We start from the raw sequence: 10,214 nt of genomic DNA, 5'->3' as shown, positions 1-10,214 counted from the left end.
TCCAGCCTCCATCGCGCAGGTCGAACACGGCCCATGGTGTGGCGAGGTACGCGTCTGCGTGCAGGGCCAGGTACACCAGCCGGGCTGCCAGCAAACCCAGCAGCGCGGCCTGGATCACGCTGTTGCCAGCCAGCTCGCCTTCGGCCTTGCCCGCACCCCTGCGCGCCAGGCGGGTCGCCAGCCATGACGCACCCCACACGGCGCCCAACAGGAGCACGGGTGGCAGCGGCAGCGCAATCGGGCCGAGGGTGAGGGACAGCATGGGTTCAGGAGACTCCAGGGTTCAACGAGGGGTGGTTGATTCGAACGCGTCTTGCAGGAACGCCACCAGAGCGTGCGCGTGTGGCCCCAGCGCCTCGCGCAGATCGTGGTCGCCTTCCACCAGCAGCAGCCGGGCCAAGCAGGATGCCGTGAGCAACCGGTGAGCATCGCCCACCGGAACGGTGCGGTCATGGATGCCGTGCACCAGCAAGGTGGGGCAGCGCACGGCGGCCAGCGTCTTCAGGGGCGCGATGTCGTCAAAGCTGACGCCGATGACCCGCTGCACATGGCGCAACACATACCAGCCCAGCACCGTGTGGGGGACGCGTTTCTCGGCCATGAAGCGGCGCATCACTTCGGTGGGGTGCGCGAACGCCGACAGGCTGACCACGGCGCGAACGTCGTGGTGGTGCGCAGCGTGCAGCAAAGCGGCGGCCGCACCCACCGAGTGCCCCAGCAGGGCGATTTGCCGGGCGGCGATCTCGGGCTGCTGCTGCAGCCAGTTCAGGCCCGAGGCAATGTCTTCGGCAAAGCGCGGCATCGAGGTGAAGGTCTCGTCGTCGCTGTGGCCGTGGCAGCGCGCGTCCAGCAGCAAGACGGCGAAACCGGCCGCGTGCAACGGTGGCACCACCGGACCCATCATGGTGGCGTTGGAACCCCAGCCGTGCATCACCAGAACGGCGGGTACGGGCGTGGCCACGGCGGTTGGCGGCAACACCAACCACCCGACCAACTGCTTGCCACCGGAGGCGGGAATGCGGACCTCCTGAACACGATCGGGTGACAAGCCGAAGCCGTGCTGTCCCCCGGCATGCGGCACACGCGGTGCCCGCAAGCCACGCACGATTCCCAGGTGGGCCAGCCGGCGCAGTGCCCACACGGCGCCCATGGTGGCCGCGGTGCCCAGGATCATCGCCACAGGCGTTGCCCCTCGCCGAGGCTGACCGGGGCGTGCCGCAGCCGATCGGCCACCTCAGGTTTTGTCGTGCAGGGTCTGACCATCGGCGTCAACCACAGTGACCCGCACCGGCACGGCCTGGCGCACGCTCTGGGTGACGGTGCAGAACTCTTCGAACTGCGCCAGTGCCCGGTCCAGGTGCTCGAGCGCACCTGCCGCCACCCCGAGCGTGATGGTGGCGTGCATGCCCAGGATGCGCAGCCGGCCTTCCGGGTTGCGACCCACTTCTGCCGTGACTTCGCAGCGCAGCGGCTCCGGCGTCTGTTTGAATTTGCGCAGCGCAAACAGCAGCGAGTCGCTCAGGCAGTTGCCCACGGAGGCGCACAGCAGCTGGGCCGGGGAGGGACCTTCGCCCTTGCCCAACGGGGCGGGCTCGTCCGCGATCAGCGTTGGAATGCCATCGCCGAAGTGGATCTCGAAGCGGTAGTCGGCTTGCTGCCGGAGCGAAACAGTGGCGGTCGTCATGGCGTGGGCCCGGGTGAGTGCGGTCAGAGGATCACAGTGCGTTGAGCGGAATCTTCAGATAGGCCACGCCGTTGTCTTCCTTCGGCGGCAGCTCACCTGCGCGGATGTTGACCTGCACCGAAGGCAGGATCAGTGTGGGCATCTCCAGTGTGGCGTCGCGTTTCGTGCGCATGGCCACGAACTCCTCTTCGCTCACGCCGTCGTGCACGTGGATGTTTTTGGCGCGCTGCTCGGCCACCGTGGTCTCGAAAGCGACTTCGCGGTCGGCCGGCGGGTAGTCGTGGCACATGAACAGCCGCGTCTGTGGCGGCAGGCTCAGCAGCTTGCGGGTGGACGCATAGAGCACGCGGGCGTCACCACCGGGGAAGTCGCAGCGGGCGGTGCCCACGTCGGGCATGAAGAGCGTGTCGCCGACGAACACCGCGTCGCCGAAGCGGTAGGCCGCACAGGCCGGGGTGTGACCCGGCACGAAAAACACTTCGCCGGTGAGTGCACCCAAAGGGATCGCCTCGCCTTCCTGGAACAGGTGGTCGAACTGCGAGCCGTCCTGCTTGAAGCCGGGCTCCAGGTTGAAGACACCCTTGAAGACCTTTTGCACCGTGGTGATGTTGCCGCCGATGCCGATCTTGCCGCCCAGCTGGGAACGCAGGTAGGGCGCTGCCGAGAGGTGATCTGCGTGGGCATGGGTCTCGAGAATCCATTGCACCTTCAGGTTGTGGCTGCGCACGTACTCGATCACCTGGTCGGCCGAGGCGTGTTGCGTGCGGCCCGATTTCGGGTCGTAGTCGAGCACCGAATCGATGATCGCGCAGTCGCTGCCCGGGCCGTTGTGAACGACGTAGGTCACCGTCCAGGTGGCAGGATCGAACATGCCATGCACTTGGGGCGAGGAGGTGGTGGTCGAAACAGAGTTCATGAAAGGCTCCTTTAAATAAGCTGAAGCTAATATATTGACAAATATATTGTTTGTCAATATATTCTCACCAGCGATCAAGGCGGCACTGCGCAGCCTCAACGAACGGAAGGAAAGATCAATGAAAAGTGTCTCGATGGACATGGACGAAATGCACTCGGCCGCCGGCCGGGCCTGCCGCCTGATGAAGGTGCTGGCCAATCCGGACCGGTTGCTGATCCTGTGCCAGCTCTCGCAAGGAGAGCGCCGCGTGGGCGAACTCGAGGAACTGCTCGGCATCGTGCAGCCGACCTTGTCGCAGCAGCTGACCGTGCTGCGCGACGAGGAACTGGTGAGCACCCGCCGCGAAGGCAAGAACATCCATTACGCGTTGACCAGCCCCAAGGCGCTGGCCGTGATGCAGGTGCTGTACGAACAATTTTGTGTTTGCGAAAAGGAGTGAGTCATGACGATTGATTGGGCCAACTTCACGCCCTGGGCCTCGCTGTCCGGCGGCATCCTGCTGGGCGTTGCCTCGGCATTCTTCATTCTGGTCAATGGCCGGGTGCTGGGCATCAGCGGCATCCTGGGTGGCCTGCTGCCACCGAAATCGGGCGACGCCGGCTGGCGCATCGCCTTCCTGCTGGGCATGCTGGCCGCACCGCTGGTGTATGGCCTGCTCGCGCCGGCCGGCTTTGTGCAGGCACCTCGCATCGATGCGGGCTTCGCCACCATCGTTGTCGCCGGCTTGCTGGTGGGTCTGGGCACGCGCTATGGCTCGGGTTGCACCAGCGGGCACGGCGTCTGCGGCCTCTCGCGCCTCTCGCCCCGGTCCCTGGTGGCCACGCTGGCCTTCATGGGCGCGGGCTTCGCCATGGTCTTCGTGGTCCGCCACGTTCTGTAAGGAGCACACACATGCACCGCATCACCGAATTCCTCGTGGGCCTGCTGTTCGGCATGGGCCTGCTGCTCTCCGGCATGACCGACCCGGGCAAGGTGCTCGGCTTCCTGGACCTGTTCGGCACCTGGGATCCGTCGCTGGCCTTCGTCATGGGCGGCGCCATTGCCGTGGGCTTCTTCGCCTTCGCACTGGCCCGCAAACGCACCACCAACTTCCTGGGCGGGGCACTGCACCTGCCCAAGTCGAGCCAGATCGACAAGCGTCTCCTGATCGGCGGCCTGACCTTCGGCGCCGGTTGGGGCCTGGCGGGTTTCTGCCCTGGTCCGGGCGTCGTCTCCATGGCCTCCGGCGAGGTGAAGGGCGCGGTGTTCGTGGCGGCCATGCTGGTGGGCATGGTGATCTTCGAGATCGCCGAACGCACCGGCCTGCGCCAGCGCGTGGGAGCCTGACATGGCGTCCGTGAACCTGATCCCCCTGTCCGACACGCTGTCGGTGGCGGGGCAGATCTCGCCCGCCGACCTGCCCGCCATTGCACGCGCCGGCTTCAAGTCGCTCATCTGCAACCGGCCGGACGGCGAGAGCCCGGGCCAGTTCAGCCACCGCGATCTGGCCGCCGCGGCCAGCCAGGCCGGGCTCACCCTGGCCTACCAGCCGGTGGAGTCGGGTCGGGTGAGCCAGCCGGACGGACAGGCCTTCGCCGACTTGCTGAACCAGTTGCCGGCCCCCACGCTGGCGTATTGCCGCAGCGGCATGCGCTCGGCCACGCTGTGGGCCCTCTCGCAAGCCGGCTCGCAGCCCTGGCCTGCGCTGGTGCAACGGGCCGCTATGGCCGGATTCAACCTGAGCGGCGTGGCGCCACCCACCCAGCCCTCGCGCCAGTGACGCCTGTGGCCCGAAGAGACCCCATCGAATGAACCCATCGTCCCGTTGGCGCCAGCTGCTGCCCTCACTGCCCGTGCTGGAGTGGGGCCGCGCCTACAACCGCGAAACGCTGCTCAGCGACGGGGTGGCGGCGTTGATCGTCACCATCATGTTGATTCCCCAGAGCCTGGCCTACGCCATGCTCGCGGGCCTGCCGCCCGAGGTCGGCCTGTACGCCAGCGTGGCGCCGCTGCTGCTGTATGCGGTGTTCGGCACCAGCCGCGTGCTGGCCGTGGGGCCGGTGGCGGTCGTCTCCCTCATGACGGCGGCGGCCATCGGTCAATACGCGGTCGCCGGCACGCCCCAGTACTGGGCGGTGGCCATCACGCTGGCCTTTCTCTCGGGCCTGTTGCTGCTGGCCATGGGTTTGCTGCGCCTGGGCTTCCTGGCCAATTTTCTCAGCCACCCGGTCATCTCCGGGTTCATCTCGGCCTCGGGCATCCTGATCGCCGCCAGCCAGCTCAAGACGCTGATGGGGGTGAAGGCCGAAGGGCACAACTTTCTCGACCTGGCCGTCTCGCTGGTGTCGCAGCTCGGTCAGGTGCACGTTCTCACCCTGGCCATCGGTACGGCGACGGTGGCGTTTCTGTTCTGGGTGCGCAGCGGTCTCAAACCCATGCTGCAGCGCCTGGGCATGAAGCCGCGCGCGGCCGACGTGGTGGCCAAGACCGGTCCGGTGGCCGCGATCGCGGTGACCACGCTGCTCACCTGGGGCCTGGACTGGCAGGCGCAGGGCGTGAAGATCGTGGGGACGGTGCCGCAGGGCCTGCCGCCGTTCACCTTGCCGCTGTGGGACCTCGGACTGTGGCAGCAGCTGCTGGTGCCGGCGCTGCTGATCAGCGTGGTCGGGTTCGTCGAGTCGGTGTCGGTCGGCCAGACCCTGGCAGCCAAGCGCCGCCAGCGCATCGAGCCCGACCAGGAACTGGTGGCGCTCGGCTCGAGCAATCTCTCGGCCGCCTTCACCGGCGGTTTCCCGGTCACCGGCGGCTTTGCGCGCTCGGTGGTCAATTTCGACGCTGGCGCCCAGACCCCGGCGGCCGGTGTGTACACCGCGGTCGGCATCACGCTGGCCTCGTTGTTCCTCACGCCGGCGCTGTATTACCTGCCGCAGGCCACGCTGGCCGCCACCATCGTGGTGGCGGTGCTCTCGCTGGTGGACTTCAGCATCCTGCGCAAGACCTGGAACTACGCGAAGTCCGATTTCATCGCGGTGCTGGCCACGCTGGTGGCCACGCTCACGGTGGGTGTGGAAACGGGGCTGGTCGTGGGCGTGGCCGTGTCGCTGGCGCTCTACCTCTACCGCACCAGCCGGCCGCACATGGCCGAGGTGGGCCTGGTGGCGGGTACCGAGCATTTCCGCAACGTGCAGCGCCACACCGTGCTGGTGAGTCCGCGGGTGCTGAGCCTGCGCGTGGATGAAAGCCTTTACTTCGCCAACTCGCGCGCGCTGGAAGACCGCATCAACAACGCCGTGGCCAGCCGGCCCGGGCTCGAACACGTGGTGCTGCAATGCTCGGCCATCAACGACATCGATGCCAGTGCCCTGGAAAGCCTTGAAGCCATCGGTCTGCGCCTGCGCGGCGCGGGGGTGCGCCTGCATTTGTCCGAAGTCAAGGGGCCGGTGATGGACCGCTTGAAGGGCACCGAATTCCTGCATGGTCTGAGCGGGCAGGTGTTCCTCACCCACTACCAGGCCATTCACGAACTGTCTCCCGAGGTGGTTTGAACGTTTGTTACCGGCCGCCAACCGATGTGACAGGGACGCATGCCCCTCGCCATCGACGCAGCCACGAAAGATCCGCCCGATGAAGATGAATCCACAAAATGCCCGGCGCTGGCTGTTGGGCGGTCTTGCCGTAGCGCTGCTCGCAGCACTGACCTGGGTCGCTCTGCGAACCGGGCCGCTGGCGCCGGTGAAGGTGCAGACTACCGAGGTGATCAAGGGTCGGGTGGCGGCCGAGATTTTCGGTATTGGCCAGGTGGAGGCGCGGCGCAGCTGGATGGTGGGGCCGACCGTAGCAGGGCGCGTGTCGAGCCTGAAGGTGGACGTGGGTGACGTGGTGCAGGCTGGTCAGGCGCTGGCCGAAATGGACCCGGTCGACCTGAACGAGCGGCTGGCTGCGCTGGACGCCTCACTGGAGCGCGGTCGCATCCTGCAGCAGGCAGCAAGTGCCCAGGTGACCGAGGCAACGGGCCGCCGCGCGCTGGCCGCGGCCAACCTGAAGCGCAATGAGGACCTGGCGCAGCAGAACTTCATCAGCCCCGGTGCGCTGGAGGCGCGCGCGCAGGAAGGGGTTTCGGCCAGCGCCGGACTGCAGGCGGCACAGGCCAACGTGGGTGCGGCCTCGCAAGACCTGACGCGGCTGCGCGCCGAGCGCGCAGCGCTGGCTCAGCAGCGCGCGAACCTCAGGCTGGTGGCACCCGCCGCAGCGGTGGTGAGCGCGCGCGATGCGGAGGCCGGCACAACGGTGGTGGCGGGACAGCCCGTGCTGCGCTTGCTGGACCCCACCAGCCTGTGGGTGAGGTTGCGCGTGGACCAAGGGCGCTCGGCTGGTCTCGTGCCCGGGCTGGCGGCCCGCATTTCGTTGCGTTCAAGACCCGGCGAGGTATTCACGGGAAAGGTGACTCGCGTGGAGGCGCTGGCCGACAGCGTGACCGAGGAGCGGCTGGCCATGGTGAGTTTTGACGCGCTGCCAGTGGGCATGTCAGTCGGTGAGATGGCCGAAGTGACCTTGCAGTTGCCAGCCTCGGCCCAGAGCCTGCTGCTGCCGAACGCAGCGGTGCATCAGCGCGATGGCCAGACTGGTGTCTGGCGCCTGAACGATGGCGGCCTGGCGTTTGTGCCGGTCAGGCTGGGCTTGCAGGGGCTGGACGGTCAGGTGCAGTTGCTTGATGGGCTGAACGAAGGCGATGTGGTGGTGCGCTACAGCCAGAGTGCCCTGAAGCCCGGCACGCGCATTGCCGTGGTGGAGCAGCTTGTGCCCAGTGGGGCCGCGCAGTGATCAGTCTGGCCGGGCGCGACATTCTGAGCGGCTGGAGCAAGTACGTTCTGACCGGGCTGGGGCTGGGCTTGCTGATCGGCGTGACGCTGACGATGGCGGGTGTGTACCGAGGCATGGTCGACGACGCGCACGCCTTGCTGGCCAACAGCCGTGCCGACCTGTGGGTGGTGCAGAAGGACACACAGGGGCCTTATGCCGAAGCGTCGAGCATCAAGGACGACGTGGTGCGCAGCGTTCGCGGCATGCCGGGTGTTGCCGCCGCAGCGAATGTGACCTACCTGACCATGCAGGTCACAAGCAACGGACATGACAACCGCGTGATGGTGGTCGGCATGGAGCCAGGCATGCCGGGCGCGCCCGGTTATCTGGTGGCCGGGCGCCACCACACGCGCGGCCACTACGAAGCGGTGGCCGACGTGAAGACCGGCTTTGTGCTGGGTGAGACGGTGCGGATCCGTCGACACGACTACACGGTGGTGGGACTGACACGGCGCATGGTGTCTTCGGGCGGCGACCCGATGCTGTTCGTGCCGCTGAAGGACGCCCAGGAAACGCAGTTTCTCAAAGACAACGACGCCATCATCAACGACCGCGCCCGCATCGCCGCCAACCCCGGCTTCAACCGGCCGGGCAACCCCGGCTTGCTGGAGGCGGTGCAGACTCTGCAGACCAGCAGCCGCAGCGTGAACGCGGTGCTTGTCCAGCTGGCGCCGGGCTTCACACCGGAACAGGTGGCTCAGCCCATCCGGCGCTGGAAACACCTGACGGTGCACACGCGCGACGGCATGCAGGACATTCTGGTGGTGAAACTGATCGCCAATTCTGCGAAGCAGATCGGCATGTTTCTGGTGATCCTGGCCATCGTCAGCGCCGCGATCGTGGCCTTCATCATCTACACCATGACGATGGGCAAGCTGCGCGAAATTGCGGTTCTCAAACTCATCGGAACCCGCGACCGCACCATCGCCGGCATGATCCTGCAGCAGGCGATTGGCCTGGGCCTGATCGGCTTTGCGGTGGGAAAGGTGGCCGCCACGTTCTGGGCGCCGGCCTTTCCCAAATTTGTGCTGCTGCTGCCTGGCGACGCGCTGGCAGGACTGGGTGCAACCCTGGTGATCTGTGCCCTGGCGAGCACGCTGGCGATTCGGGTGGCGCTCAAAGTCGACCCGGGTGCTGCGATCGGATGAACACGATGAACACCCGTTCTCAAGGGGGCATCCTGATCGAAGGACTGCGCAAGGTTTATGGACACGGCGACACCGCTGTGGAGGCCCTCAGACACGTGAACATGCAGGTGGCCCCCGGCGAGGTGGTGGGTCTTGTGGGGCCCTCCGGTTCGGGCAAGAGCACGCTGCTGAAATGCCTGGGTGCGATCATCGAGCCCACCAGCGGCAAGATGACTTTGGGCAACGAGGTGATTTACGACAACGGCTGGAAAGTGCATGACCTTCGGGCGCTGCGGCGCGATCGCATCGGCTTCGTGTTTCAGGCCCCGTACCTCATCCCATTTCTGAACGTGACGGACAACGTGGCCTTGCTGCCGATGCTGGCAGGGCGCTCGAACGCCGAGTCCCGCGCCCGTGCTGTGGAGCTGCTCACCGCGCTGGACGTGCAACACCGCGCTGCCGCCGAGCCGTCGCAACTCTCCGGCGGCGAGCAGCAGCGCGTGTCCATCGCCAGGGCGCTGGCCAACAAGCCTCCTGTCATCCTGGCCGATGAGCCGACTGCGCCGCTGGACAGCGAAAGGGCAATGGGGGTGATGCGCATCCTCAACCAGATGGCCTTGCAGGCCAACACCGCCATCATCGTGGTGACGCACGACGAAAAGATCATTCCGACCTTCAAGCGGATCTACCACATCCGCGATGGTCAGACGGTGGAGGAGGAGGGCGAAGGACGGGCGCTGACATAGGCGCCGGTCGCGAAACGGTACTCCCGCGCCGCCATCGGACAAGACGAACCGAGGTCATCTGCCCATGCCCTTTCAACCGTCTCCAGAGCCACGCCGCCAGACCCGCGCGCTGGCTCCGATCTTCCTTCTGACCCTCGCACTTTGCACCATCACCATGCCTGCCCACGCCACAGAAGAGCCCGAGTACCGGGTGGTTCGCGAACTGCCCGGCATCGAGCTGCGGCAATAAGCGCCGTACACCGTGGCCGAGGTGGTGGTGGCCGGTCCGGCAAGCGAGGCGGGCAAGCAGGCTTTCCCTATCCTTGCGGGCTACATCTTCGGCAAAAACAAAGGCGAGCGAAAGCTCGAGATGACGGCACCGGTGACGCAGACCGCCGTGCCCGTGAAGCTGGAGATGACCGCACCGGTCACGCAAAGCGCGACCACCGGCGGCTTCCTCGTGCAGTTCGTGCTGCCTGCGGGGGTCACCATGGCCAACGCGCCGCAGCCGCTGGACGAACGCGTCCGGCTGCGTGCGGTGTTGCCGACCCAGGTGGCGGTGATCCGCTACTCGGGTTTCTGGTCTGAATCGAACGACAGCGAACAGCTGCTGAAGTTGCAGACGGCGCTGCGCGCAGCCAGCCTGTCCTGGACCGGTGAGCCCGCGTATTCGCGCTACGACCCTCCGTTCAAGCCCTGGTTTCTGCGGCGCAACGAAATCTGGTTGACGGTGCCGGAGCCGCAGTGATGCGGTTCAGCACGAGGCCGCCGGTTTCATCGGACTTTGTCCATTGATGCCTTGAGGTGGCAAGCCCCATCGAAGCACGCCCGAAGCGCGCCGGCAATGGCCCAGGCTTCCTCGCGGGTGGTTCCGTTCATGAGTCGAATGGAGATGCGGGTGCAGACCGGCGCGGCGTCGGGCG

General features: G+C 66.6%; 13 protein-coding genes and 1 pseudogene. 10 read left to right on the top strand and 4 right to left on the bottom strand.

Annotation, left to right across the window (positions count from 1 at the left end; genetic code table 11):
- From Q0C59_RS14875 to Q0C59_RS14860, 4 genes and pseudogenes are all read right to left on the bottom strand, one after another.
- Positions 1 to 262 (bottom strand): annotated as a pseudogene (locus Q0C59_RS14875) (TlpA family protein disulfide reductase); the annotation flags it as partial.
- A gap of 21 nt (positions 263 to 283) precedes the next feature.
- Positions 284 to 1,174: a S9 family peptidase gene (locus tag Q0C59_RS14870; protein ID WP_291216748.1), complete on the bottom strand. Its 891-nt coding sequence runs from the start codon at positions 1,172 to 1,174 to the stop codon at positions 284 to 286.
- Positions 1,175 to 1,234: 60 nt separating this feature from the next.
- Entirely contained in the window at positions 1,235 to 1,684 is a 450-nt protein-coding gene (locus Q0C59_RS14865; protein ID WP_291216746.1) for an OsmC family protein, read from the bottom strand.
- Positions 1,685 to 1,715: 31 nt separating this feature from the next.
- On the bottom strand, positions 1,716 to 2,600 hold the full coding sequence (locus tag Q0C59_RS14860) for an MBL fold metallo-hydrolase (RefSeq protein WP_291216744.1): 885 nt from the start codon (positions 2,598 to 2,600) through the stop codon (positions 1,716 to 1,718).
- A 118-nt stretch (positions 2,601 to 2,718) separates the two neighbouring features.
- On the opposite strand from Q0C59_RS14860, the gene Q0C59_RS14855 reads away from it, so the two are divergent.
- The 10 genes from Q0C59_RS14855 (at position 2,719) to Q0C59_RS14810 (ending at position 10,039) form a co-directional block, all read left to right on the top strand.
- The gene (locus Q0C59_RS14855) at positions 2,719 to 3,039 is read left to right on the top strand and encodes a helix-turn-helix transcriptional regulator (RefSeq protein WP_291216742.1); all 321 of its coding nucleotides are present in this window, start codon (positions 2,719 to 2,721) and stop codon (positions 3,037 to 3,039) included.
- A gap of 3 nt (positions 3,040 to 3,042) precedes the next feature.
- Positions 3,043 to 3,480 carry a YeeE/YedE family protein gene (locus tag Q0C59_RS14850; protein WP_291216740.1) on the top strand — a complete coding sequence of 146 codons (438 nt, stop codon included), beginning with the start codon at positions 3,043 to 3,045 and terminating at the stop codon, positions 3,478 to 3,480.
- Positions 3,481 to 3,491: 11 nt separating this feature from the next.
- The gene (locus tag Q0C59_RS14845; protein WP_291216739.1) at positions 3,492 to 3,926 is read left to right on the top strand and encodes a DUF6691 family protein; all 435 of its coding nucleotides are present in this window, start codon (positions 3,492 to 3,494) and stop codon (positions 3,924 to 3,926) included.
- Between the two features lies 1 nt (position 3,927).
- Complete coding sequence (locus Q0C59_RS14840) at positions 3,928 to 4,359, top strand: TIGR01244 family sulfur transferase (protein WP_304751912.1); 432 nt, start codon at positions 3,928 to 3,930, stop codon at positions 4,357 to 4,359.
- Positions 4,360 to 4,387: 28 nt separating this feature from the next.
- On the top strand, positions 4,388 to 6,124 hold the full coding sequence (locus Q0C59_RS14835; RefSeq protein WP_291216735.1) for a SulP family inorganic anion transporter: 1,737 nt from the start codon (positions 4,388 to 4,390) through the stop codon (positions 6,122 to 6,124).
- 79 nt (positions 6,125 to 6,203) lie between these two features.
- Complete coding sequence (locus tag Q0C59_RS14830) at positions 6,204 to 7,400, top strand: efflux RND transporter periplasmic adaptor subunit (RefSeq protein ID WP_291216734.1); 1,197 nt, start codon at positions 6,204 to 6,206, stop codon at positions 7,398 to 7,400.
- Positions 7,397 to 8,587, top strand: coding sequence for an ABC transporter permease (locus Q0C59_RS14825; protein WP_291216733.1), 1,191 nt, complete (start codon positions 7,397 to 7,399; stop codon positions 8,585 to 8,587). Before Q0C59_RS14830 ends, Q0C59_RS14825 begins: the two co-directional genes overlap by 4 nt.
- Entirely contained in the window at positions 8,584 to 9,312 is a 729-nt protein-coding gene (locus tag Q0C59_RS14820) for an ABC transporter ATP-binding protein (RefSeq protein WP_291216732.1), read from the top strand. Before Q0C59_RS14825 ends, Q0C59_RS14820 begins: the two co-directional genes overlap by 4 nt.
- A 64-nt stretch (positions 9,313 to 9,376) precedes the next feature.
- Positions 9,377 to 9,541 (top strand): hypothetical protein, encoded by a 165-nt coding sequence (locus Q0C59_RS14815; protein ID WP_291216730.1) that lies wholly within the window; start codon positions 9,377 to 9,379, stop codon positions 9,539 to 9,541.
- A 12-nt stretch (positions 9,542 to 9,553) separates the two neighbouring features.
- Positions 9,554 to 10,039: a heme-binding protein gene (locus Q0C59_RS14810; RefSeq protein ID WP_291216728.1), complete on the top strand. Its 486-nt coding sequence runs from the start codon at positions 9,554 to 9,556 to the stop codon at positions 10,037 to 10,039.
- The last annotated feature ends 175 nt before the right edge of the window (positions 10,040 to 10,214 follow it).

The sequence above is a fragment of the Hydrogenophaga sp. genome (assembly GCF_022844385.1).
In the GTDB taxonomy this organism is placed as follows: domain Bacteria; phylum Pseudomonadota; class Gammaproteobacteria; order Burkholderiales; family Burkholderiaceae_C; genus Hydrogenophaga.
The sequence above is the reverse complement of the archived record's forward strand: the minus strand, read 5'-3'. Positions and strand labels throughout refer to the sequence as shown.

Coding starts and splice junctions, on each gene's coding strand:
- Q0C59_RS14845 (WP_291216739.1), top strand. CDS start 3,492: ATGCACCGCATCACCGAATTCCTCGTGGGCCTGCTGTTCGGCATGGGC.
- Q0C59_RS14830 (WP_291216734.1), top strand. CDS start 6,204: ATGAAGATGAATCCACAAAATGCCCGGCGCTGGCTGTTGGGCGGTCTT.
- Q0C59_RS14870 (WP_291216748.1), bottom strand. CDS start 1,174: ATGATCCTGGGCACCGCGGCCACCATGGGCGCCGTGTGGGCACTGCGC.
- Q0C59_RS14840 (WP_304751912.1), top strand. CDS start 3,928: ATGGCGTCCGTGAACCTGATCCCCCTGTCCGACACGCTGTCGGTGGCG.
- Q0C59_RS14835 (WP_291216735.1), top strand. CDS start 4,388: ATGAACCCATCGTCCCGTTGGCGCCAGCTGCTGCCCTCACTGCCCGTG.
- Q0C59_RS14855 (WP_291216742.1), top strand. CDS start 2,719: ATGAAAAGTGTCTCGATGGACATGGACGAAATGCACTCGGCCGCCGGC.
- Q0C59_RS14850 (WP_291216740.1), top strand. CDS start 3,043: ATGACGATTGATTGGGCCAACTTCACGCCCTGGGCCTCGCTGTCCGGC.
- Q0C59_RS14820 (WP_291216732.1), top strand. CDS start 8,584: ATGAACACGATGAACACCCGTTCTCAAGGGGGCATCCTGATCGAAGGA.
- Q0C59_RS14860 (WP_291216744.1), bottom strand. CDS start 2,600: ATGAACTCTGTTTCGACCACCACCTCCTCGCCCCAAGTGCATGGCATG.
- Q0C59_RS14865 (WP_291216746.1), bottom strand. CDS start 1,684: ATGACGACCGCCACTGTTTCGCTCCGGCAGCAAGCCGACTACCGCTTC.
- Q0C59_RS14815 (WP_291216730.1), top strand. CDS start 9,377: ATGCCCTTTCAACCGTCTCCAGAGCCACGCCGCCAGACCCGCGCGCTG.